16 protein-coding genes are annotated in these 23,983 nt (G+C 55.7%); 10 read left to right on the top strand and 6 right to left on the bottom strand.

Features of this window, described 5'->3' with window-relative positions:
* Positions 1-28: 28 nt before the first annotated feature.
* Both EU557_RS08635 and EU557_RS08630 read right to left on the bottom strand, forming a co-directional pair.
* Positions 29-1,222, bottom strand: a complete 1,194-nt coding sequence (locus EU557_RS08635; RefSeq protein ID WP_135529984.1) for a type III polyketide synthase — start codon at positions 1,220-1,222, stop codon at positions 29-31.
* A 182-nt stretch (positions 1,223-1,404) separates the two neighbouring features.
* Entirely contained in the window at positions 1,405-2,520 is a 1,116-nt protein-coding gene (locus EU557_RS08630; protein WP_135529983.1) for an NAD(P)/FAD-dependent oxidoreductase, read from the bottom strand.
* Between the two features lie 172 nt (positions 2,521-2,692).
* On the opposite strand from EU557_RS08630, the gene EU557_RS08625 reads away from it, so the two are divergent.
* Positions 2,693-3,079, top strand: a complete 387-nt coding sequence (locus tag EU557_RS08625) for a T9SS type A sorting domain-containing protein (protein WP_135529982.1) — start codon at positions 2,693-2,695, stop codon at positions 3,077-3,079.
* 358 nt (positions 3,080-3,437) lie between these two features.
* On the opposite strand, the gene EU557_RS08620 is transcribed toward EU557_RS08625, so the two are convergent.
* From EU557_RS08620 to EU557_RS08610, 3 genes are read right to left on the bottom strand one after another with little or no spacing between them, the layout of a single operon-like run.
* Positions 3,438-4,496, bottom strand: a complete 1,059-nt coding sequence (locus tag EU557_RS08620) for a flavin-containing monooxygenase (protein ID WP_135529981.1) — start codon at positions 4,494-4,496, stop codon at positions 3,438-3,440.
* A 16-nt stretch (positions 4,497-4,512) separates the two neighbouring features.
* Positions 4,513-8,097, bottom strand: coding sequence for a PAS domain S-box protein (locus EU557_RS08615; RefSeq protein ID WP_135529980.1), 3,585 nt, complete (start codon positions 8,095-8,097; stop codon positions 4,513-4,515).
* Between the two features lie 24 nt (positions 8,098-8,121).
* Entirely contained in the window at positions 8,122-9,492 is a 1,371-nt protein-coding gene (locus EU557_RS08610) for a sigma-54-dependent transcriptional regulator (RefSeq protein WP_135529979.1), read from the bottom strand.
* 353 nt (positions 9,493-9,845) lie between these two features.
* On the opposite strand from EU557_RS08610, the gene EU557_RS08605 reads away from it, so the two are divergent.
* The 3 genes from EU557_RS08605 to EU557_RS08595 all read left to right on the top strand — a co-directional run bounded on the left by EU557_RS08605 (position 9,846) and on the right by EU557_RS08595 (position 15,481).
* Positions 9,846-12,035, top strand: coding sequence for a T9SS type A sorting domain-containing protein (locus tag EU557_RS08605; RefSeq protein WP_135529978.1), 2,190 nt, complete (start codon positions 9,846-9,848; stop codon positions 12,033-12,035).
* Between the two features lie 401 nt (positions 12,036-12,436).
* Entirely contained in the window at positions 12,437-13,324 is an 888-nt protein-coding gene (locus EU557_RS08600) for a DNA/RNA non-specific endonuclease (protein ID WP_135529977.1), read from the top strand.
* A 402-nt stretch (positions 13,325-13,726) separates the two neighbouring features.
* On the top strand, positions 13,727-15,481 hold the full coding sequence (locus EU557_RS08595) for a bifunctional lysophospholipid acyltransferase family protein/GNAT family N-acetyltransferase (protein WP_135529976.1): 1,755 nt from the start codon (positions 13,727-13,729) through the stop codon (positions 15,479-15,481).
* 74 nt (positions 15,482-15,555) lie between these two features.
* Here EU557_RS08595 and EU557_RS08590 read toward each other — a convergent pair whose 3' ends face one another.
* Entirely contained in the window at positions 15,556-16,122 is a 567-nt protein-coding gene (locus EU557_RS08590) for a DUF4468 domain-containing protein (RefSeq protein WP_135529975.1), read from the bottom strand.
* Between the two features lie 723 nt (positions 16,123-16,845).
* On the opposite strand from EU557_RS08590, the gene EU557_RS25430 reads away from it, so the two are divergent.
* The 6 genes from EU557_RS25430 (at position 16,846) to EU557_RS08565 (ending at position 23,942) form a co-directional block, all read left to right on the top strand.
* Positions 16,846-17,001: a hypothetical protein gene (locus EU557_RS25430; RefSeq protein WP_167855134.1), complete on the top strand. Its 156-nt coding sequence runs from the start codon at positions 16,846-16,848 to the stop codon at positions 16,999-17,001.
* Between the two features lie 353 nt (positions 17,002-17,354).
* Positions 17,355-18,212, top strand: coding sequence for a dihydroorotate dehydrogenase (locus EU557_RS08585; protein WP_135529974.1), 858 nt, complete (start codon positions 17,355-17,357; stop codon positions 18,210-18,212).
* A 73-nt stretch (positions 18,213-18,285) separates the two neighbouring features.
* The gene (gene pyrF / locus EU557_RS08580) at positions 18,286-19,047 is read left to right on the top strand and encodes an orotidine-5'-phosphate decarboxylase (protein WP_135529973.1); all 762 of its coding nucleotides are present in this window, start codon (positions 18,286-18,288) and stop codon (positions 19,045-19,047) included.
* An 88-nt stretch (positions 19,048-19,135) separates the two neighbouring features.
* Positions 19,136-19,750, top strand: coding sequence for an orotate phosphoribosyltransferase (gene pyrE, locus EU557_RS08575; protein WP_135529972.1), 615 nt, complete (start codon positions 19,136-19,138; stop codon positions 19,748-19,750).
* 125 nt (positions 19,751-19,875) lie between these two features.
* Entirely contained in the window at positions 19,876-22,908 is a 3,033-nt protein-coding gene (locus EU557_RS08570) for a phosphoribosylformylglycinamidine synthase subunit PurL (RefSeq protein ID WP_135529971.1), read from the top strand.
* Entirely contained in the window at positions 22,908-23,942 is a 1,035-nt protein-coding gene (locus EU557_RS08565) for a phosphoribosylformylglycinamidine synthase subunit PurQ (RefSeq protein ID WP_135529970.1), read from the top strand. The genes EU557_RS08570 and EU557_RS08565 overlap by 1 nt, the downstream gene beginning before the upstream one ends.
* Positions 23,943-23,983: the final 41 nt, after the last annotated feature.

The raw sequence follows: 23,983 nt of genomic DNA, 5'->3' as shown, positions 1-23,983 counted from the left end.
GGCAAAATGCAGAAAGGAACAATACACTCTATAATACGCCTGGAGCGCTAGCCAATGAGCCTACCGGTTTAGTTGCCGTAGCGGTGGCTGTGGTATGGAGAGCAGCGGTTTCTGCCGTCACGGCTTTTAATAACATTGCCTCCAGCGTCAGGCCCGGCCCGAAGGCAAAGCTCAGGACGGGGGCGCCAGCGTCGGCAGGAGTTAGGCTGTGCAGGAGCTTCTGCAATACGAATAGCACCGTGGCCGACGACATATTGCCATAGTCTCGGAGCACTTCATAAGCGAACCGATTATCATGGGCGGATAGGCCTAGCTCCTGTTCGATGGTTTCCAGAATCTTGCGGCCGCCGGGGTGAATGGCAAAGGCATGAATGTCGGAAAGCTCCACGGGCAGATTTTCCAACAATTGATCAGTGAGTTGCCGGATGCCACGCTGAATCAGGTGAGGCACATACGACGACAGCGTCATCTCAAACCCAAAGTTATTGATGTGCCAAGCCATATCCTGGTGCCCATCTGGCTCTAGGCCACAATGGAAGGCTTCGAGGGCAAGACTAACCCCCTGTTGCGCAGGTTTACCCAGTACTATCGCTGCCGCCGCACCATCTCCAAACAAGGCGTTTGATACCAAGTGGTCATCCTCGTGGCTTTTTTGGAAGTGAAGCGTGCAGAGCTCGGTGCTCACAATCAGCACCTGGGCGTTGGCATCGGCGAGGCAAAAGGCGTTGGCCAGCTTTAGGGCATTCACGGCCGCGTAGCAGCCCATAAAATTCACGCACGTGCGTTGTACATTGGCGTTGAGGCCTAGCGCAGCTACTAGCTCAATATCTAGGCCGGGAGCATACATGCCCGTGCAACTCACCGTAACCAGATGTGTAATGCCACTCAGGCTTAAAGACGGCTGTTGGCGCAAGCACTCCCGCACGGCCTGCACGGAAAGGGGCAAGGCATGCTGCCTGTACTGCGCCATGCGCTGGCCTACCGTTGGAAAGGGCTCCAGATCAGGAGTGTTAGGGAAGAAGTCGTACTGACCTAGCTCGCGCCCATAATCTGGCAGAACCGAATAGCGCTGTGCAATCCCCGATACTCGATACAACGCGCGAAGCTTGCGCGTATCGGCGTCATTGAGCTGCAAAGCGCCCGCCATAAAAGTGGCAATTTGGGGCTGCGGAATACGGTGAGGCGGGTTGGCAGTGCCAATGGCACACAGGTAGCTGGTCATTAATCGAAGTTTACGCAAATTCCATGCGCTGCGCTGCCTCTAACTGCAAAATGCCAAATCCTGTAAGCGTGAGTGTAGTGAAGGTTGAGAGGCAATAGCTCTGACTGCGCGAGCAGAGTAGCCTAAGCTTGTTGAACTGGTGCTTCGCAACTTCTCCACTCTACAACATCCGCTTTACCTCCTTACCAGGCTTGTCCATGAGTGCGCTGCATAAGGGCCCTAATACCTGCAGGCCAAAAGCGCAAGGTGCCTACTACCGCTTCGCTTAGAACGGGCTGCCCGAACAAGCGCTGAATAGCTCGCCCCACCCGCAGGCGCTGTCCAAAGTGTTGCTGCCACTCACGCTGGTAGGCCACCTCCAGTGCCGGGCGCGCTAGGCCACCCTCTAAGAAGGCCGCGGTGTGGCGGGCAGCCACACTTGCCCCATGGATAGCCATAGCCATGCCATTGCCGCAGAGAGGAGTAATAAGCCCCGCGGCATCGCCGCACATCAGCACGTGGTCTTCTACTGCCTGCTTAGGCGCGAAGGATATTTCATTGATTACCTCGGGTTGTGGGTACAGAAACTCAGCTTCGTGTAAGATGCGCCGGAGGATAGGATTGCGAGCCAATACGGCTTTTTCAAGAGTGGGAATGGAGCCGTGCTCCTTCAGGTTACGGCGGGTGGTTAGGTAGCAAAAGCAGTATTTATCGTCCTCAATGGCCGAGATGCCCGCGTAGCCGTCGGCAAAATTGTGCAGGGCAATTAGGTCGCGGGGCTGATCGTAGTGCAGGTGATACTTCACGCCTATGTATGGCGAGCGTTGCTGAAAAAAAGCACGCTGCAGCTGCCGGTCCAGCGTGCTGCGCTTGCCGTAGGCCCCTAGTACCACTTTGGCTCGTAGTTGCTGGCCATCCTGCAGCTCCACTGTGTGCTCGTCGCTGGCTGCCTCATACCGAACGGCAGTGGCGGTGGTGCCTTGGTGTACGTCTACGCCTCTGGCTTGCACCAATCCATACAAATGGTCATCAAGCACGTAGCGACTGATGCCAAAGCCTCCCAGGTCAAGCGGCGCGGCTAGCACCCGCCCAGCCGGTGAGCTGAGCAGAAACTGACTGATGCGGGCCGGCGCCAGCTGGTTTGGTGAGGCTTCAAGCCGCTCTAAGTAGGGGAGCACCTCGTTGGAGATGTACTCACCACACACCCGATGAAAGGGATACTGCCGGCGCTCTAGCAGCGTAACTGCATAGCCTCGCTGGCGCAAGTCAAGGGCAGCGCAGAGACCTGCTAGGCCTCCGCCAATAATGACAACGTCCAAATTTATTCGTCAGGTAAATAGGTGAAACAGAAGATAAAACCTGTTCTTTTATCGAAGATGCGTTATATTCAGACGGAGCAAACAAAATACCCTGTTACCTTTGCCAACCTAAATTAGTGCCTCCCGTTATTGCTAGTCAGCGCTCCTACGCATCTCACCCTTACGCGCCTTTATGATGAAACGCTTACGCTTCTTTTGCTTACTCACCCTACTTGTTTGCGGCATGTTGCAACGGTCAGTGTCGCAGGCAGCGGCCCAGGCCAGCACAACACTTGCGGCTAAACCAACAGTGCGTCTCAACGGAGAGGAAAAAGCGCTGCTGGTGTATCCTAATCCCAGCACAGGTATTGTGCATGTTGCCATTAACGGGTTTGAGGGGCGGAAGCTAGAGTTGCGAGTGTTAAACGTAATTGGCTCAGTGTTGTATCGGGAGTCGCTCTCAGAGCTGAATGACCGGTTCGTAAAAGTGCTAGACTTAAGCAAGTTCACCAGTGGTCTTTACTACATCAAGCTAGAAACCGATTCGGGCAGTGAGATGCGCAAGTTGGTAATACGGTAAACAAACCACTCAGAGAATAACAGGTGAAGGCAGCCCGCAGGGCTGCCTTTCTTGTGTGTAGGCCACAAAAAAAGCGCTCCGAAACCGGAGCGCTTTCTGCTTGTCAGGGCAGTGCAAGGCTACTTAGCGGCCGTTGTTCGCCCGAACTGGTACTGGCTTCAGCATGTCCTTCACGTTGTTAACCGTGTCAAGAGCCAGCAGAGCGGTAACCAGCATTATTCCGAAAAAAATCAGGAGCGTCATACAAAAGAGAATTTAAGGCAAAAAGAATTCCGAGTACACCTGTTGAGTCACCAACAGTCTCTGGTACAAGGTACAATATACTAACCCCGAAAGCCATGCGGGAGTTTCAGCATAATTATGTGCTTTCTAGCAGTTGCTGCACCACGTAACGGGCATCGGCAGCAGCCCCACCCATTAACGCCGACCGGCGGCTAGTCAGCCAGTCGAGCCCTAAAAATGCTAGCCCAGGCACCGGCGAAATGCCTTTCGAGTGGCGAGGTGCACCTGCTACCGTAAGTGCCTGCGGTACGTGTAGCCAAGAATAATTGGGGCGGTAGCCCGTGGCCCACACCACAGCCGCCAGGGCAGGAGTGGTGGCGCGCTGCCCAACTAGGCCACCTTCGGGTGTGGCCGCCACTGCCCGGCCCATGAAATGCACGTTGGGCAAGCGTTGCAACCGCCGTAAATCGGCGCGTACTACGGGTTCGGGCTGCTGGCGCATGAATCGGCCCAGCCAGTTCTGGCTAGGCACCTGCAATAGCCCTGTGCTCAGCAGGGAAACCCACATAGCTGTATTATTAGGCATAGCGGGCGTTTTCTCATCAAAAGCCGCATACACTGTGTGGCCATGCATAGCCAAATCAGCAGCAATCTGTAAAGCAGAGTTCCCGCTACCTACTACTGCCACCACTTCACCCGCTAGTTGGCTTGGCTCAGTGTACGAACTGCTGTGAAACTGTGCTACAGCAGGCGGCAAGTTGGCGGCAAAATCAGGAATGCGTGGGGCCGTGTATGGGCCTGTACACACAATAACGCGGGGCGTTTGATACCGACTACCGGCAGCCGTCTGCACCTCAAAGCCGCCTTTAGTAAGCTGCACACAGGTAACTCGCTGGTTGGTCTCAACGGCCAGCTGAAAATGCTCTGCATAGGAGCGCAGGTAGTCAGCCGCTTCGTCTTTGGTAGGGTAACGTAGCTGCTTTCCTGGCCACGGCAACCCGGGTAGGCTACTAGCCCAGGCTGGCGAAAAAAGCCGTAAAGATGCATAACGTGAAGACCAGACGTGGCCTACCACTGGCCGCTCATCAAGCACAACGTAAGAAGCCTGCCGTTGCTGGAGATAATAGGCGGCCGCTAGGCCTGTTTGGCCAGCACCTATAACTACCGCATCAAGAACAAGAACCGCAGACGACATACACCTACCAACAGCCTTAGGCAGGAAATTCTTCGCGCAACTGACGAATTACCTCGTCAAGAGTGTGGCGTACTTGCGCAACCCACACGCCAAGCTGCGCACTATCAGGAGCATCCGAAGGAGCAGTAGCCCTTTCTAAATCACGTAGCACACCGTGTAGGCGCTGTACGCCTAGGCCATCAACTGAGCTTTTCAGGTGGTGAGCTGTTGCCGCAATTTGCACTCGGTCTGCTTTGGACAGGCTGGCCTCTAACTCCGCTACTATAGGGGGAGTGGTTTGGATAAAGATGTTCACTAAGCGCCGTACAAAGCCTTCATCAGCGTTAGTGTGGCGGCGCAGTGCGGTTAGGTCGTATAGGGGGGCTGCGTCGTCGGGAGCAGGCTGGGACTCTGGTATTGCTGTTGGTTCAGGAAGGGGTGGAGTTCCTCCACTCAGCAGGCTGGAAATTGTGCGAAACAGGTCTTGCTCGCGGAAGGGTTTAGAAAGGTAAGCGTTCAGACCAGCCTGCAAGTATCGTTCGGCTTCACCCCGCATGGCGTGGGCAGTAAGCGCCACCACTGGTGTCGCAGCCCGGGCCGCATCGGGGTGTTCGCGCAGCAGGCGCGTAGTTGTCACGCCGTCTAGGCCAGGCATCTGGATGTCCATGAGCACTATATCGTAGGTGCGGCAGCGGAACTTAGCCAGCGCTTCTGGGCCAGAAGAGGCCACGTCCACTTCTAGGCCCCATCCCTCCAACATAGTCCGCACCAGCAACTGGTTAACGGCGTTGTCTTCGGCCAGCAACACACTGCGGCGGCCAAGTGTCTGGTAGTCCGTAATGGTTTCTTCTACGATTACAGGCGCGTCGTCGGTGGCAACCTCAAAAGGCAGCGTGAACCGGAATATGCTGCCTTTATGCAGATGGCTCTCCGCCGTCAGCTCACCACCTAGTAGCTCAACTAGCCCTCGCGAAATACTAAGCCCCAACCCAGAGCCGCCATATTCACGGGCCGTACTAGCCGACGCCTGGGCGAAAGGCTCAAACATGGCCTGCAACTGATTTGGCGGGATACCAATGCCCGTATCGAGCACCGAGAACTGCAACTGTAGTGGAGCATCAAGCTTACTCACGCGCCGGCAAGTAAGTAGTACATCACCACGCTCCGTAAACTTTACGGCGTTGTTGAGCAAATTCAGCAGCACCTGCCGCAAGCGGTATGGGTCCCCAATTACCCGCATGGGCACCTCGGGAGGGGGCAATTGCAACCGAAGGTTTATGCCTTTTTCAGTGGCCGTATGAAGCAGCGACTGGCAGCTGGCCTTCAGCACCTCATCTAGCTGGAAAGGCATGGCCTCCACCCGGATTCGGCCAGCTCCAAGTTGGGCCATATCCAGAATGTCGTTGATTACTACCAGCAGGTTTTCAGCGGAGTGATGAATGTGCTGCAAGTACTGCCGCTGTTGCTCGTTTAGCGGAGTTTTAGCCAAAAGATCCGCTAGGCCCATGATACCGTTCATGGGCGTTCGAATCTCGTGGCTCATATTAGTGAGAAAGTTCTGGCGTGCCTGCGCGTTTTCTTCGGCTATTTCCTTGGCTTTCTGCAGGGCTTGCTCCGTTTCTTTCAGCGTGGTGATTTCATTGTCAACGCCCAGCACCTGCACCGTACCATCGGCCAGCAGGAAGGGCCGCTTAATGCTATTAAACCAATGCACCTGTCCTTCTGCCGACACAAACGTATCTTCCTGAGCTAGTTCCTGCTGGGTGCGGATTACCTGCTCGTCGGCGAGTCGGTAGCGCATCATATCAGGGTATGTTTTCTCCAGTTCCTCAATGGGAGTCTGTACCAGTTCCTCGGCTGTCAGCTTGTAGAGCTGGGCCGTGGCCTGGTTGGCCAGGACGTAGTTGCCCGTAATGTCCTTTAGGTAGATGAGATTGGGAGCCGTATCAATTACCTGCCGGAATAAACGGTTCTGCTCCGCCAGCCGGCGGTTAGCAGAGCGTCGCTGCTCATCGGCTACTTTCCAGCGCGTGATGTCCTCCGCCGAACCTACTACCTGGTGCACATTGCCATTAGAATCGCGCTCAAACGGTGTAGTGCTGATGCGCAGCCAGCGCTCGGTGCCGTTGCGGTGGTAGAGGTAAAACTCTAGGTGCAGCACGGCACCATCAGCAGCTTGGGCTACATCAGCGAAGTGCGCCCGCATGCGTACCTGTTGGTCGGGAGGAAGCAGGTTGGGTAGTACCGCCGAGCCCATGTTCTGCAGCTCCGCCTCCGTATAACCCAGCATAGTTTTGATGTAGCTGTTGCAATACACCGTAGATTGCCGCCGTACATCAAAGATGTAGATCAGGTTGGGGGTGGTATTCGTGACGCGGTCCATTAATAGTCGGCTCTGACGCAATTGCTCTTCGGTGGTACGCCGCTCAGTAACGTCAGCTACTGAGCCCACCACTTGCGATACTCGCCCTTTAGAGTCACGCATGAAACAGGTGCTTTTCAGGCTCATCCACCGCCAGTTGCCATCACGATGGAGCATGCGGTATTCTGAGGTAAGAACCTGGCTATCTTCTAAGGTTATCAGCAATTTCTGCCGACTCTGCATGGTACGCAGGTCCTCTGGGTGCAGCAGTTGCTGAGCCAGACTAGAGCCCATGCCCATTAATTCAGCCTCTGTGTATCCCAACATGGGCTCGCATTGCCGGTTGCAATACATGAGCTTGCCCGCCTCCATGTCGTAGAGAAACACAATGTTGGGTACCGTATCATTGATGCGAAGCGTGAATAGCTGATTTCTAACCAACTCTGCTTCTGCCTGACGACGGAGGGTGATATCCGTCAGGTACACATTGGCGCCATTCTCACGCCCAAGCGGGGCAACCGTCCAGAGGTAAAAGCCTCCATCTAGGCGCAGCTCAAACGTGCGGGGCTGCCCTTCATTAAGGGCTTGGTTGATTTCGTCGGATAACACTGCTCTCACGGAGGCCTCACTGGGCTGCTCCAGCGCTGCTAATGCCTTTGCGGCCGCTGGGTTGGCATAGCGGGCCTTACCCGTAGCATCAAAACGAATAATTGGCTGGGGGCTCTGCTCAGCCAGGTCCGAGAGTTCTTGTACGCGTTCTTGGGCCTGCTGGCGTAGGGTCACATCTTCGTAGCTCCAAATGTGCAGCACCGTCCGGCCATTCTGCACTACCGGCAGGTAGTCTTGCTGAATGATGGTGCCGTTGTTGAGCTTGAACAGTACACCACTTTCGCGTTGCTGGCCTAGGGTTGCTACGCGTCGCGCCTCTTGAAACTGAGCCGTATCCCGGAAGCCCACGGAGCCATTTTCCAACAATGCCTCGCTCGACCTACCTATGTAAACGCTGGGGTCTTCCGGCAGCCCAAACAAGTCACAGATTCGCTGGTTAAGGAGCGTTATCGTATGCTGGTAGTCCTCGGCCAGAATAGCGGTGCTCATGGTCTGCAGCAGCGCAGCCGCCTGAGCCGCAGCTGCTTGTGAGCGAGACTTAAAGTCTTGTAGCTGAACTTGCGCTTGCTGAGAAGACTGCTGGGCCTCCCGATAGGCCTGTTGAGTACGGCGCAACAGGCGGGCCAGATGTCGGTGGCTTATAGAGGTCATTGAGCAACAGAATAATGGTGAAGGTCAGCGTAAGCGGACCTCATTATTCTGAACCATACGATAAATAGTAGACTTACCGATCTGTAATTTGGCTGCTACCTGCAAAATATTACCATTATGGGCGTCTAGGTAGTTCTGCACGATGTTGGCCATTTGAATCCTGAGCGATTCATTGGTGACGCCATTGCCCATTTCGGCCCCATTTGTTGTCCCGTTGCGCAACGACAGATCTTGGGGTTGGATGATGTCACCATCGGCCAGAACAGCCGCTAGCTCCACCACCGCTTTTAGCTCACGCACGTTGCCAGGGAAAGCGTATTGCTGCAGCTTATGCTGGGCTGCTGGTGAGAGGGTGCAAGCCGGCATGTGATTCTGCTCGCAGAACTCACGCAAGAAAGCCTGCGCTAACACCAACACATCGTTCCCGCGTTCCCGCAGTGGGGGCAGCACAATAGGCAGGCCTAGCAGGCGGTAATACAGGTCTTCCCGGAAACGCCCTTCCTTTACTTCTAGGCCCAAGTCGCGGTGAGTAGCTACCATTAGGCGCGCATCAAACGGAATCCGGGCGCTACCTCCCACACGCGTCACCTCACGCTCCTGCAGCACCCGAAGTAACTTGGCCTGTAGGTTAAGTTCGAGGTCAGCAATTTCATCGAGGAAGAGCGTGCCTTTGTGTGCCTCTTCAAACCGCCCGATGCGGCGGCTTACGGCGCCCGTAAAGGCGCCTTTCTCATGACCAAATAGCTCGCTCTCAATTAGCTCGCGCGGAATTGCGGCTACGTTAACTGCCACAAAGGCCCCTTCGCGGCGCTCAGAGCGGAAGTGGATAGCTTTAGCCACCAGTTCTTTGCCCGTACCGGTTTCGCCGCTCAACGAAACGGTAATGTTGGTGCGGGCCGCTTTATCAATTAGTCCATAGAGCTGCTGAATCTGCGGACTTTCCCCCAGAATGGCTCGCTCAGGTGAGTACTTCTGGCCAATCTGTTCCCGAAGACGATTGTTCTCACGGGTCAAGGCCAACTGCTTACGAATGTTGCTTACGGTGTTCCATAAGCGGTCAACGGTTTCCTCGTCCTTTACCAAGTAATCGTATGCCCCTTGGCGAAGTAGCCCAATGGCGGTGCGCACATCTTCCTGACCTGAGATAACAATAACAGCTACCTCCGGTAACCGCTCCCGAATCTGGCGCAGTACTTGGTCGCCCTGCCCGTCGGGTAAGGAGTAGTCAAGCGTGATGATGTCTGGGTTATCAACCAGGTGATCTAGGCAAGCCTGGGCAGTTGTAAACCGCCGGATGCTGTAATCTGGATTTTGCGCGAGCTTGTATTCGAGTAGCTCGCCATACCAGGCGTTGTCTTCAACAATGAAAATGGAGACAGATTGTGAGGAGCTCATTGGATTAAAGGGATGCATGAGTCGAAGTAGCCGTAGCGCTGTTTCTTCGCTCGAAGAGGGCAACTAAGTAAAGTACTAATTCGGCTTAAGAGTTTTCGGTAGCTCAGGTGGAGTAAACAGTGCGTAGGGTTGCGAGTATAAGCGGGAAATATGGGCTTACCAAAATTTCCCGATATAAGAAGTTGAGTCTCTATCTGGGATTACATAGTGTTTTGCTTATAGATGTAAATTACTGATAATCAGGAATAAGGATAGGGGTGAAAATAGTGGTAATAGAATTGACTGTGAAGGAGACTAAAGCTCTCACTCTCAGGAACACTACTGCTTACACCTATTACTTTAACCCCTGCCTCATGAGATCAATGCTATTCACTCGTGTAGTTAGCCTCAGCTGTTTGCTGCTGCTGTTTTCAAGCTTTAGCAGCACGCTATTAGCTGCTAGCATACCCTTCTACTCAAACAAAGCGCAGGATTACCGCACCTGCACTACTGTAGGTGTAAGTCCCGTGGCCGTTACTACTTGTTACGGCGATGTAGACAACGTGGGACGGGCAGCAGATGCAGATCTTACGAACTACGCTACTATGCACATGCCATTGCTGCTCTTTCCCGTAGCAATTCGGATGGATATGCCAGCCGTTGTTCCGAAAGACTACCGGGCCGGAGTAGTACTAGGTAGCAGTACGGGCATTACAACTGTTGGAGCCGTGGTACTGCGTACTTACTTGAAAGACGCCAGTGGTACCTCACAGTTTCAGGAGGCGCGTATTGTGACTGACGCTGCCAAGGCAGTTTTAGGAACCTCTACCCCAGGGCGAGTTGAATTTGTGGCTACCAAGCCATTTAACCAAGTAGAAATTGAGGCAGGCGCTGTTATTAATGTAAGCTATGATATAAACGTTTACTACGCGTATGGAATTGATGCTAATGTAGTTACAACTGCTACTGGCTACGTTTCTCGTTTCAGCCAGAACCTGTCTAACTACTATAACACGGCTATTCAGCCAAATGGCGTAACAGTGTGCACTAATAGCAGTGTATCTAACCCAGGTAATGCTGTTGATGGTGACCTCACTAACTACGCTTCTTTTAGTTCACTGCTCAACGTTAACTGCCCTACCACCTTGCAAACGCAGTTGGAAGGCAAAGCTCCGGCCGGTTATCAGGCTGGTTTTGTTGTCGGTAGCGGAAGCTTGCTTGATGCAAAGGTGTTGTCGGGTCTTACGGTTACTACTTACCTCAATGGAGTGCCGCAGGAGTCAGGCAATGGAGCTCAGCTCTTGGATTTAAATGCTTTGTCTGGCGGCCAATATGCGGTAAGCTTCGAATCTACAAAGGCATTCGATCGGGTAGAAATCCGGCAGAATAGCCTGTTGGGCTTGGCAGACGATTTGCGCATTTACTATGGCTTTGGCATCGAACCACAAGCCTTTCGCGACCAGCAGCCCGTTCTGTCTAACTTCTCCAACGTTAATAATCAATACCAGACCAGCCAATACAAAGCAGGTAGCCTGTTATGTGTGAATTGCGGCATCACTAACCCTAACCAAGCTGCTGATAATGACCTTAAGAACAACTTTGCTCAAATTAATAGCGGGGTTGCAGTAGGTACTACTACCCGCCTGAAGGTGAAGTTGAATGGCACCGGCTTGGCTGGCAATACGGCGGGCATGATTCTAGGCGGTGCATCTGGCCTACTAGATGCCAGCTTATTATCCTCAATTCGGATTAATACCTACTCTGGGGGCACTGGGCAAAAGTTTGTAGAAAGCGCTAGTGGATCGAGCCTGCTTAACCTAGAACTACTGGCAGATGGGCGGCAGGAAGTATCCTTTGCTACTACGCAAGCCTTTGATTGGGTAGAGATTGAAGTGGCCAGTGGCGTTTCGGCCCTTGATGCCATGAAAATCTATTATGCCTTCGCCGATGACCGGCCTACCGGTTTCCCAAGCAAGATTGTCGCGCCAGCACCGCTGCCCGTAGAGTTGGTGCAGTTTGGCGCCAAGGCTGCCGGTACGGGGGTAGATCTGGCATGGCAAACCGCTTCTGAGCGCAACAGCAGCCACTTTGTTGTAGAGCGTGCGGCCGGGGCAACTAGCAAGGAGTTTACAGCTATCGGGCGCCTGGCCGCTGCTGGTAGCAGCACCTCTCGGCGCCAGTACAATCTGCGCGATGAAGAGGCCGGTAAACAAGGTACTACCGTGCTATACTACCGTCTGCGGCAGGTTGATGCCGATGGTACAGAGAGCTACTCCCAAGTGGTAGCCGTCAACTGGAAAGCGTTGGCGCAACAAGTGACATTGTATCCTAACCCCGCTTCTGGGGCAGATCAAGTGCGGGTATCACTACCCGAAGCCAGTGCCGAAGGAGGTAAGGTAATGCTGTATAATGGCCAAGGGCAGTTGGTTATTCAGCAAGCTGTAGCAAGCCGCGAGGTACTGTTGCCAACTACTGGCCTAGGCTCAGGAATCTATCAGGTGGTGGTGACGGACGCTACCAGCCGGCGGCTATCAGCGCAGTCGTTGGTTATCAGCGCCCGCTAGGCCACTAGGCACAAGGCCTTTTCTATTTACTATTTAACCCTATTCGCTACTATTTCACCATCCTTTATTTTATAAAAAAAGCCCCGTCGTTGCAGGTCGACGGGGCTTTTCTCATTTTGAACCATACGGTTGAGCCTTGCGAGCAAGACAATGGGACAGATTTTCAGGAGTCTAGCCGCAGTCCCAGCTAAACCTCTGTACCAGTAAAATACAATGCCATAAAACCATACACGCTACTTGTTGAGTGAGCGTTAATCCTATTTCAAGTAGTGGCATGAATAGAATTTTGCTCTAAGCAGAATGATAAACATGCGGTAATATATAACTCAGGGTCAGCCACCAACTTTGCTGCCCTTACGCCCTGCTCTGTTCTTTTTTCCTTCCAACCAACCCGTGTTTACATGAAGCGTACCTTCTCCCGCTTAGCGGGCTTGCTCCTACTGGGCAGCCTAGCAGTATCGTGTTCCAAGGATAGTGTAGCGCCAGCCGCCGGCCCTAGTGCCGCGGTCCAAACTGCTGATGCTACCGCTACCCGCGACAATAACCTGGCGCTTGGCAACCCTAGCGGCGCCGTAGCCGACCCTTCTTACTACTGGAATTACCTGGTCACAAAGTCCCAGTACACCATGTCGTACCACCGCGACCGGGGTACCCCAAACTGGGTGAGCTGGCACCTAAGCAGTGCCTGGTTGGGCAGTACTCCTCGCCAAGATAATTTTGCGCCTGATAATAGCCTGCCAGCGGGCTGGTATCGCGTTACTAGCACTAGCTACACGGGCTCCGGCTTCGACCGCGGCCACAATTGCCCTTCTGCCGATCGTACCGGCTCGGTGGCTGATAACTCGGCTACCTTTCTGATGAGCAACATGATTCCGCAGGCTCCGCAGAACAATCAGCGCACGTGGGCTGGGCTAGAAAACTACTGCCGTACCCTCGTAAATGCTGGCAATGAGCTTTACATCATCTGTGGTAGCTACGGCAAAGGCGGCACGGGATCTAATGGCTACGCAACCACGCTGGATGCTGGCCGAGTAACGGTGCCCACCCGAGTGTGGAAGGTGGTAGTAGTAATGCCCAATGGAACTGGTGATGCCACGCGCGTAACCACCGGTACCCGCGTTATTGCCATCAATACCCCTAATGACAACTCATTGGATACCAATTGGGGCGTGTACCGCACCACAGTGGATGCCATTGAGCAGGCTACCGGCTACGACCTACTATCGGCGGTATCAGCTTCCGTACAAAGCGTGGTCGAAGCCCGCGTAGACAACGGCCCAACCAGCTGATATTGCTAGACCCCCCTACAAAAACCCCGGCTACCGCAGAGCAGTGGCCGGGGTTTTTTATGATGGCTGTTGATACTCAGGAAAGTAAACCTAGAACCATAAGGCTCAGTTGGTCGGAGAACAGCCGACATTCATCTTTAAATAATTGTTATTAGTCTAAATACTCTCGTTAGGCTGAGTACATCTAGTACTTTTGCATCGAGTGAATGAGTGAGGTGGCCAAGAGCTACTTAAAAATTAGAAAGCCGCGCTGCAACGCGGCTTTCTGCTTTTTAGGGCCAGATATGCGCATCCTTAATAGTTTGATAATTCCGTGATAACGACTGACTAACATGTCTTTCGGATTTTTGAGGAATAGGCCTAGCCGGTTAGTGCGGTGGTCATTCTCCGGTTTTGTTGCGCATGAGCTTCTCCTCTGACTCCCAGCTGTCTTTCCCCGATTCGTTTGGCCGCCGCTCCGGCGAGTTCTTGCGGCCCCTGTGGTACCGGTGGGCGCAGTTGCGCAACCTGCAGCAGTTATACCACCGACATCAGCATCTGAACGGCCGCGAGTTTATTGGGCAACTCTTGCGCGACTTGGATATCACCCTGGCCTACGACCCCGCCGAGCTACGTCGGGTTCCGGTACGTGGGGCGTTTGTGGCTATTGCCAATCACCCCAGCGGCATGCTCGATGGGCTAGTGCTGCTCTACCTGTTGAGTGGAGTGCGCCCAGAGTTTCGGGCGGTGGCTAACGATATTTTGGCACCCTTACTGCCCAACCTGGCCGATCAGCTCACTTTGGTAAACCCTGAGCCGAATGCTGCGAGCAGCAATGTGCCCAGTGTACGCCGTTTACTGCGTTACCTGCAGAATGACGTTCCGCTAGGCCTGTTCCCGGCCGGTGAAGTGGCCTACCGATCTGGCCTCATTGGTCCCGCTCTCGACCCCACTTGGAACCCAACGGCCGGCCGGCTTATTGAGGCCGCACGCGTGCCTGTGGTTCCCATTTGGCTGAGTGGGCAAAACAGCGCGGCGTTCAGTCTGCTAGGCCTCTTGCACCCAATGCTGCGTACTGCGCGCCTGCCGGCTGAGCTGCTCAATAAGCGTGGGCAGACTATTCAAGTCCGCATTGGCCAGCCCATTGCCGCGGCTACGCTCACCAATGTGCCTGCGCCAGACCGCTTAGCTTACCTCAGGGCCCGAGTGTATGCTTTGAAGCCTGGTCTTGAAAAGGCAGCTCAGGGGCTGTTTCCCACAGTGTCTGCCACGGAGGTGGTAGCGGAAACGGAGTCTGCGCTACTTGAAGCGGATATTGCCCGGTTACGCTCCAGCCGATGCCTGCTGCGCCATCAACAGTGGGAAGTGTACGTGGCTAAGAAGGCAGAAATTCCCAACGTACTACGTGAGATAGGGCGGCTTCGAGAGCTCACGTTCCGCCGGGAAGGGGAGGGCACCCAGCAGGCCATCGACCTCGACCGATACGACGAATATTACCGGCACCTGTTTCTGTACGACCGCACTGCCCGGCGCTTGGTAGGAGCCTACCGCGTGGGCCGGGGCCGCAGCATTATGCAGCAGTATGGCAAGCGCGGCTTTTATCTGCATTCCTTGTTTCGGATGAAGAAAGAGTTGCGGCCGTTACTGCGCGAGTCGCTAGAGCTGGGCCGGTCGTTTGTGCGCGAAGAATACCAGAAGCAGCCGCTGCCCTTGGCACTGCTGTGGAAGGGTATTGCCGAATACATTGCCCGGCATCCCGAATATCGTTACCTGATTGGCCCGGTAAGCATTAGCAACCGTTTCGCGGCCGTTTCAAAAGCCGTGATGGTCGACTATCTGCAGCGCCATTGCACCGAGCCAAACTGGACTGGCCTAGTAAAGCCGCGCAAGCAGTTCCGGTATCGCCCCCTAGATGCCTCTGCTTCCAGCGACGTACTCCAGGCTGGCTTGGAAAGCTTACAGGATCTGCAACAGTTTATCAGTGGCCTAGAGCCTGGCGGTAGTGGTGTGCCCGTCTTGCTACGGCAGTACTTGAAGCAGAACGCCCGCATTATTAGCTTCAATCTGGATCCTCGATTCAGTAATGCTCTCGATGGCTTTATGGTGTTAGATGCCCGTGAGTTGCCCGCTCGTACACACCGCCTGTTAGAGCGCTACGCTACTAATTCAGCTGCCTAAAGGAAAAGGCAACAACAAAACGGCCCGCCTGCATTGCTGCGGGCGGGCCGTTTTGTTTAAGTAAAGAAGTGAACCTAGTTTTCGCCGGCTAGTCCTACGTTAGCATCAGTAGGCAGGCTGTTCATGTAAGACCGGAAGGCCATGGCGGCTTCGCTAGCCAGAGAGTTGGCCTGGGCAGTTACGCGGCGCTCATTATGCGTGCGCTCATTATTCTTATCAGCCCGTAGCTCAGTTAGGTAAACATCTATAGGCTTCGTCTGGCTCGGCTGGCCCGGATCGGGTATAATTTGGAAAGAACCTACGCTGTACTCATAGCCATTGTCGTTGGCGCGGAAGGTGAAGTCGAACAGAACGGTAAGTACCTGCTCGCGGCCTTTGTTGTCCACGGGCTTTACTTTGCCAGTACCCGTAAGGCGTACAGTGCCGGCAGCGGCATCAGCCTTCTGGCCGCTCTTGGGGCCGTAAGCAAAGTGGTTTTCCGTCCAGTCGAGCGCCCGGCGGTATAAGGCGCTGCGGCCAGCCCCGTCAGCGGGTACCCGCTCGCTGTACTCTACAGGAGCCGGAGCATCCGATTGAGCTCTCGTGGAAAGCGAGAAGAGCATAAGCCCGCACAAAAGAAAACCGAGTAGCAAGTTTTTCATAGAAGCGCAAAAGAATGAAGTGCCAAGTGAGTCGTTGCACAAAGGTAGCCGACATCTGTCGAATTGTACAAAACCTAAATAATTATGAATATGTTAAGATAAGTAACAAATGCAGGTTATCCAAATCAGCAATTGAAGGGCCAACCGTGAAATTTTGAAAACTGTTGCCTTTTCAAGCCCTTACGTAAGCTCCTCTCTTTATATAATAAGGGCTGGCTGATCTTAAATTGTATTATTGCAAGTAGAGGTAGGCCATATAAGAGATAATAATGGGCGCTTTTATGAGCGTTAAAAAGCAAAGTTACGGAGACACTCAGTTACTATAATTAAGGATTAGTGAAAATAAATTTGCTGAAATACAGCTACATAGCATACAAAATTTTGGCTAGTGTAAATCAACGGACATACTGAGGCAAGTAACATTAAGGTAACATAAACTTAACACGGCTTAGGGTGCTATACATGGGGTGAGTAGTACTTTTGCGTCGTGCTTCACCTCAACTACCAACATTTGATGGAGCGCGGGGCTTTCCATGAGAATGTCCTGCGAGATTACCGGAAGGTTGGTGCCCCCGTTGGTTTCGTTGCTTTTATTGGTTTTGCCCCGTTCACCGCTCCGGTTTCCGAAGCGGTTTTTTTGTGCCCTATCAGTTCGACAGGCCTAGGCAAAATAAGCGCACCCCCAGGCAGTTTCTAACTCATCAGCCCCTACTGGTAACCACCATGAACGACACCCCCCTCGGCCAACAGATGGTAGCCGCCGCTCTTGCTGCCACCCGCAACGTGAGCCTAGGCACGGACCCTAATGACATGGCCGTAATCGCGCAGTATGAAACGCACTGCGTATCGGTCCTAATCAACCGCGACACCATTATCTAGTTTGATTTCTTGGCAAGCGCACGGTTCTGCTGGGTGCGTTGCTTTTAGCAGCTGTAAGTTGTCAGATCTCACTACTGACAGCAGGCAGCTCCAAACACGAACCTAATAGCAGTAACCGAACTTCCCGAAGCCTGCCCAACGGCGGCAACGGGGCGAGGTGGCGCAAGATGCGGGGTGATAGATATCAGGGGGGATTCTGACGTAAGTCGGTCCGCGAATTGGCCACCTCGTTTTTCGGGGCTGCAAGAAGTATATTTAGCTGCTTGGGCTCCGGCCGGAAGTAGCGTCATCTGATTTCCTGGTGTGCGCCGCTACTGCAGGGCCGCCAGCGAAATCATAGCTTTTTAAAACCTATGCAACTCGGTAAACTCACGCTCCAGAACCCTGTGTGCCTCGCGGCCGCGCCCTGGCAGTTGGATGGAATAGGCTACGAGCGGCTGGGGGGAATTTTCACCCGCACCGTAACGATGGAGCCTAAGCCTGGGCTCTACGAAGAAGGAATTTGGCAGGTGGCAGACCAGACTCTGCTCAACGCCACCAACATGCGCACCGAAAGCGCAGAAATTCTGGTGCAGGAACACCTACCCAATTTGCGGCGCTACGGCGTGCCGGTTTTCGTGAGCATCACGGCTCCCGGCATCCCTGGTTTCCGCAAGATTGCGCGCTTCCTGGCTCGCGAAGCCGGCGACCTGATTGCGGGCGTAGAAGTGTACATTGCCCAACCTGATACGGGAAAGGGCGAGGAGCTCAACGCTAAGTTTGTGCGCGAAGCCACGCAAGCAGTACGCAATGAGCTAGGCCCTGAAGCCGCCGTAATCGTGAAGCTGCCGCCGTGGCCGGAGCACATTCGTGGCCTAGCCCTCGGGGCGCAGGCGGGCGGGGCCGATGCGCTGGCTGCTACTAACTTGCTCAAAGGACTGCATTTACCCGACGACGCTACTGCTGCGCCCGTGGCCGGTGGCCTATCGGGGGAGGCGTTGCGGCCAGTGGCCCTACGCTGTGTATGGGAACTAGCCCACGACGAAAACATTACACTGCCTATCTTCGGTACGGGCGGGGTGTTTACCGCCAGTCACGTTACGGACTATCTGCGGTGCGGTGCCAGCGCCGTGCAGGTGGCCAGCGGCGAGTGGCTGGAACCTGGCCTAGCCGCCCGGTTGTCTGCTGAGTGCGGCCACTTAATGCCAGAACCGTTACAAGCCCGGCCCTGAGCTTAGAAATAACACTCTGCAAGAATCATGTTTCTCAAACCGCAGGCCGCAAGGTTTGCGCTACTTCCCACCCATGGAAAAGCTACTTCACCGCGTACAGTACGCCAACACTCTGCTCTGCGTAGGTCTCGACCCTGTGGGCGATGATGCCCAGGTTGCGCGCCGCCTGGCTGAAGTAATTGACCAAACCAGCGAGTACGCTGCTGCCTTCAAGCCCAACCTGGCCTTTTTCCTGAGCCGGGAGGATGGGGTAAAGCTGCTGCGCGAAATGGTGCACCGTATCCCCGAAAGCATTCCGGTAATCTTGGATGGCAAGTTCGGTGATATTGCTAACACCGCTGACCACTACGCCCGCTTCTCCTACGATGTTATCGGTGCTGATGGGGTAACGGTAAACCCTTACATGGGCGACGATGCCATTGTACCCTTCGCCCGTCCCGGCAAGCTGGTGTTCGTGCTAGCTAAAACCAGCAATAAGCCTACTCACTCCCTGCAAGATGTAGCCCTCACCCGCGGTGGTACGCTTTCTGATTGCGCTGCCAGCGTGGCCCGCAAGCTGGATGAGCAGCACGGTGGCATAGGCCTAGTAGTAGGCGCTACCAATGCGGCAGCTGTAGCGCGCATGCGCAGCCTCACACCTGAGCAGTGGTTCCTGGTGCCCGGCGTGGGCGCCCAGGGCGGCGACCTGCAAGCCACATTGAAAGCCGGCCTCCGCCCAGATGGCTCTGGCCTCCTTATTAATACGTCGCGCGCTCTATGGCAAGCAGCTGATGCTGGCCAAGCCGCCCGGGAACTGGTAAAACAAATCAATCAGTTCCGACCGGTGGCGGTGTAGCGCGAACGTTGTAGTTCGCGCCTCCCGTCTTGTTCACGCTAACGCGAACTACAACGTTCGCGCTACACCCTATAAAAGAGTACTACCCTTGACTTCTTCCTCAACCACCTTCACCTCCGAAAACTTAGAGCAGCAACTGCTGCAGGAAGACGCGCTGTTGCGCGGGCACTTCCGCCTTTCCTCTGGGCTGCACTCGGATACCTACGTGCAGTGCGCCCGGTTTCTGCGCCGGCCTGACTTAGCAGCACCAGCTGCGGCGGAGCTGGCCCGGCAGATTCAGGAGGCAGGTTTGCAGCCTGATTTGGTGGTTGGTCCGGCTATGGGCGGTGTGGTAATTGGGTATGAGCTGGCTCGCCAACTAGGGGTGCCGGGCATCTTCACCGAGCGCGACGATACCGGGCAAATGACCCTGCGGCGGGGCTTTACCATCGAGCCCGGTCAAAAAATTGTTATTGCCGAAGACGTAGTGACTACCGGCAAGAGCACCAACGAAGTAGCCAAGGTGCTGGAGGGGCTGGGCGCAAAAGTTTTGGCCGTAGCAAGTTTAATTGACCGCACGGGTGGGAAAGCTGAGCTAACTTTTCCGAACTTTGCCCTGCTGCCGGTAACGGCGGCCACCTACGCACCCGATGATTGCCCGCTTTGCCGGGCAGGTATTCCGGTGGTGAAACCCGGCAGTCGGCCGGAAAAAGCGTTTTCTTAAACCTACTTCGCTGCAACCGGTAGCGAAGCAAGGCATTTTCGGCGTACCCTGCGCGGGTATGCTTCCTCACGCGGGCACCTTCGCCTAAGCGTGGGAAACCCGAAAAATAGATAACCATTCTCCTTTTGGACTCTACCCAAAGAACCATACAGCTTCTGCTCAAGCCCGGCCAACATGATGGCGAGGGCCAACGTGTAGCCGAAGCTGCCCAACGTCACCTAGGCCTCTCTACCGGCCGGGTGCAAAGCACCGCCCTCTACACGGTGCGCTACCCCGTGAGCGACGAGCAACTGCGCGACTTCGCCACCCACTGCCTGCAGGATCCGGTGCTGAACGATGTGGCCCTTGACGAGTTCCGCCACGGCTCCGAATACAAAAGCTACATCCTGGTGGCTAAGCTGCCCGGCGTAACCGACGATGAAGGCATATCGGCGCAGAACGCCCTCGGCGACTTCCTGAACCAGCCGCTGGACATCCATACCCAGCATATCTTCAGCAAACGGCTCTACTTCCTGGAGCACGAACTGCCGGAGAGTAGTCTGCGCCGCTTGGCGGAAGACCTGCTCGGCAACAAAATGATCAACCGCTTCGAGGTCGGCCCCATAGCCCAGATTCGCGACTACACGCCGCGGCCGGGCGGTGGGGCCGAGTCTATTACGAACACCGTGCGCCTCGTAGGCCTGTCGGATGAGGAGCTGGTCAAGCTGTCGAAAGACAACCTCTACGCCCTGAACCTGGAGGAAATGCGCGCCGTGCGCGACCATTACACCAGCATTGCCGAAGAGCGCCAAGCCGCTGGCCTGCCCCAGGACCCTACCGACTGCGAGCTTGAAATTGTGGCGCAGACTTGGTCGGAGCACTGCAAGCACAAGGAGTTCAGCGCCGTTATCAAGTACAAGGATGCGGACACGGGCGAGGAGTTTGAGGTTGACTCCTTGTTTAAGACCTACATCAAAAACGCTACCTCCGAGGTAGACCGCCAACTCCGCGCCAACGGCAACGACTGGCTGATTAAGGTGTTCAGCGACAACGCTGGTGCTGTGCGCATCAACCCTGAGTCGTTGTTCGTGTGGAAGGTGGAAACCCACAACTCGCCTTCGGCCATTGACCCCTACGGCGGAGCTATTACCGGCATCCTGGGCAACAACCGCGACCCGCTGGCTACCGGCATTGGGGGCGCGCGGCTGCTGTTCAATACCAACGTGCTCTGCTTTGGTAACCCCGAGTTCAACGGTACCCTGCTGAGCAACCAGCTACACCCGCGCCGCATTTTCGAAGGTGTGCGCAAGGGTATTGAGGATGGCGGTAACAAGTCGGGGGTTCCGACGGTGAACGGGGCCATTGTGTTCGATGACCGATACGCTGGCAAGCCGCTGGTGTACTGCGGCACCGGCGCCGTAATGCCCATGCAGCTAGCTGGCCTCGACTCGTGGGAGAAGAACATTGACGCCCAGGACCGCATCATCATGGCCGGTGGCCGGGTGGGTAAAGACGGTATCCACGGTGCTACCTTCTCCAGCATTGAGCTGGACGAAACCTCGCCCGCCACGGCCGTGCAGATTGGCTCGCCTATCACGCAGAAGCTGGCCATGGACTTCCTGATCCTGGCTACCCGCCGCGGCCTCATCAAGTGTAGCACCGACAACGGCGCGGGGGGCTTGTCTTCGAGCATTGGTGAGCTGGCTACTATCAGCGGCGGTGCCGTGGTGGAGCTGGAGAAAGTACCGCTGAAGTACCCTGGCTTACGCCCTTGGGAAATCTTCGTGTCGGAGTCGCAGGAGCGTTTCTCGCTGGCGGTGGAGCCAAGCAAGATGGCTGAGCTGATGGCCCTAGGCCAGGAGATGGAAGTGGAGCTGACCGACATTGGTTACTTCACCTCGGATGGCAGCCTCGACGTGCGCTTCGACGGTGAGTCAGTGGCACGCATCGACATGGAATTCCTACACAACGGCGTACCACGCAAAGTGCTGGAAGCCGAGTGGAGCCAGCCTACGGCTCAGGAACCCGCCTTACTCGCCGACCTCGATTACACCGACGTGCTGAGCCGCCTGCTGGGCTCGCTCAACATCTGCTCCCGCGAGTCGGTGATTCGTCAGTACGACCACGAGGTGAAAGGTCGTACCATTATCAAGCCGCTGATGGGCGCTACCGGCCAGGCTCCGCAGGATGCCGCCGTGGTGCGCTTCAACTTTGAGAGCTGGGAAGGCGTGGCCGTAAGCAACGGTATCCTGCCCCGCTTCGGCGACCTGGACGCCTACCATATGTCGGCTGGGGCGTTTGACGAGGCGGTGCGCCAGATTGTAGCGGTTGGAGGGAAGCTGCCCAACCTGAGCTATGGCGACGGCAACTTCTGGTCCGTAAACGACAACTTCTGCGTACCTGACTCGGTGTACGACCCCGCCACCAACCCCGACGGCAAGCTTAAGCTGGCTAAGCTGGTGCGCATGTGCCAGGCCCTGCGCGATGCTACGGCGGCCTACTGCATCCCGCTCACCTCGGGCAAAGACTCGATGAAGAACGACTTCAAGGCCGATGGCGTGAAGATTTCCGTTCCGCCGACGGTCCTGTACTCCATGACCGCTAAAATCGAGGACGTCCGCCGCACCATCACCTCCGACTTCAAGCAAGCCGACGACGTGGTGTACCTGCTGGGCGAAACCTACGACGAACTAGGCGGCTCGGAGTTCTACCAGCTCTTCGGTGAGCTAGGCGCCAACGTGCCGAAGGTTCGGTTCGAAGAAGCCAAAGCCCTCTATACCCTGATGGGTGAGGCCAACGAGAAAGGCCTCATCCAATCCTGCCACGACCTGTCGGATGGTGGCCTAGCGGTTGGCCTGGCCGAAGCCACGTTTGGCCATGGCTTTGGTGCTGACGTAGAGCTGCCTGCTACTGGCCTAGGCTTGTCGGCGCAGCTGTTTTCAGAGTCGCACTCCCGCTTTGTGGCCACGGTGGCTCCGGAGGATGTGGTGGCGTTTGAGCAGCGCTTTGGCACCCGTGCTACCCGCCTCGGCGTGGTAACGCAGGACGGCCAGCTCACGGTGCGCCACGGCGGCCAGACGGTCATTTCGGCCAGCACTGCGGCTCTACGCCACGAGTGGACGAATGGCCCAGTTAATCGACTTATCGGCTTCGGCCAGCACGAAGCGGCGCAATCCTAATGGAAGAACAACCCAAACTGCCGGACCTGAACACGCCTCCGCGCCCGCAGCACGACCATACCGCCCCCATCACCGATGCGGACGGCAGCCTGCACGTGCTCGGCTTCAAGAGCGTGGACGCTGGTCATGAATCTACTGAGCCCCTAGGCCACTCAGCCGAGGGAACTGCCGCCAAGCAAACAGTGCGCGCCCTCATCCTGACGGGCTTCGGTATCAACTGCGAAGAGGAGTTTGCCGCCGCCTATAAGCTGGCCGGTGCCGAGCCGACCATCGTGCACCTGAACCAAGTGCTGCACGGCCACGTCAGCATCCACGACTACGACATCCTGAACTTCCCCGGTGGCTTCAGCTTCGGCGACGACCTAGGCTCGGGCGTGGTGTTGGCCAACAAGCTGCGCTACCGCAAGAATGCTGAGGGCCGCACCCTGCTCGACGACATCAAGCAGTTCATTGCCAACGGTAAGTTCGTGATGGGCATCTGCAACGGCTTCCAGGTGCTGGTAAAGCTAGGCCTGCTCCCCAACCTGAGCGGGAACGTAACGCCGGAAGTAACCCTGACGCACAACGCCTCGGGCCGCTACGAAGACCGGTGGGTGCGCCTGAAAGTCAATCCTAAGTCGAACTCCCCCTTCCTGAAGGGCATCGACAGCATGGAAGTGCCCGTGCGCCACGGCGAAGGCCGCTTGATCATCAAGGGCGAAGAAACCCTGGCTGAAATCGAAGCACGCGCCCTGAACTGCCTGGCCTACACGGATTTCGACGGCTCGCCGACGGACGTGTACCCGCATAACCCCAACGGCGCTGACCTGAACTGCGCCGGCCTGACCGACACCACCGGCCAGGTATTTGGGCTGATGCCGCACCCTGAGGCTTTCCTGTCCCTCTATAACCACCCCGACTGGGCCCGGCGCAAGCGCCAGAACCCCAGCCTGAGTGAGGAAGGGGATGGCCTACGCCTGTTCCGCAACATTGTGGAGCATGTGCAGAGCCAAGCCGCCGCCGTGCCCCAGGAAGCCAGCCAGTTTTCATCCTAGACACCTCCGCATGCCGCCGACTTAGTGCCGGCTGCTAACTC

The sequence above is a fragment of the Hymenobacter wooponensis genome, assembly GCF_004745865.1.
GTDB lineage: Bacteria > Bacteroidota > Bacteroidia > Cytophagales > Hymenobacteraceae > Hymenobacter > Hymenobacter wooponensis.
This window is presented reverse-complemented; position numbering and strand designations above follow the sequence as displayed.

Coding starts and splice junctions, on each gene's coding strand:
- EU557_RS08635 (WP_135529984.1), bottom strand. CDS start 1,222: ATGACCAGCTACCTGTGTGCCATTGGCACTGCCAACCCGCCTCACCGT.
- EU557_RS08625 (WP_135529982.1), top strand. CDS start 2,693: ATGATGAAACGCTTACGCTTCTTTTGCTTACTCACCCTACTTGTTTGC.
- EU557_RS08620 (WP_135529981.1), bottom strand. CDS start 4,496: ATGTCGTCTGCGGTTCTTGTTCTTGATGCGGTAGTTATAGGTGCTGGC.
- EU557_RS08615 (WP_135529980.1), bottom strand. CDS start 8,097: ATGACCTCTATAAGCCACCGACATCTGGCCCGCCTGTTGCGCCGTACT.
- EU557_RS08610 (WP_135529979.1), bottom strand. CDS start 9,492: ATGAGCTCCTCACAATCTGTCTCCATTTTCATTGTTGAAGACAACGCC.
- EU557_RS08605 (WP_135529978.1), top strand. CDS start 9,846: ATGAGATCAATGCTATTCACTCGTGTAGTTAGCCTCAGCTGTTTGCTG.
- EU557_RS08600 (WP_135529977.1), top strand. CDS start 12,437: ATGAAGCGTACCTTCTCCCGCTTAGCGGGCTTGCTCCTACTGGGCAGC.
- EU557_RS08595 (WP_135529976.1), top strand. CDS start 13,727: ATGAGCTTCTCCTCTGACTCCCAGCTGTCTTTCCCCGATTCGTTTGGC.
- EU557_RS08590 (WP_135529975.1), bottom strand. CDS start 16,122: ATGAAAAACTTGCTACTCGGTTTTCTTTTGTGCGGGCTTATGCTCTTC.
- EU557_RS25430 (WP_167855134.1), top strand. CDS start 16,846: ATGAACGACACCCCCCTCGGCCAACAGATGGTAGCCGCCGCTCTTGCT.
- EU557_RS08585 (WP_135529974.1), top strand. CDS start 17,355: ATGCAACTCGGTAAACTCACGCTCCAGAACCCTGTGTGCCTCGCGGCC.
- pyrF (WP_135529973.1), top strand. CDS start 18,286: ATGGAAAAGCTACTTCACCGCGTACAGTACGCCAACACTCTGCTCTGC.
- EU557_RS08565 (WP_135529970.1), top strand. CDS start 22,908: ATGGAAGAACAACCCAAACTGCCGGACCTGAACACGCCTCCGCGCCCG.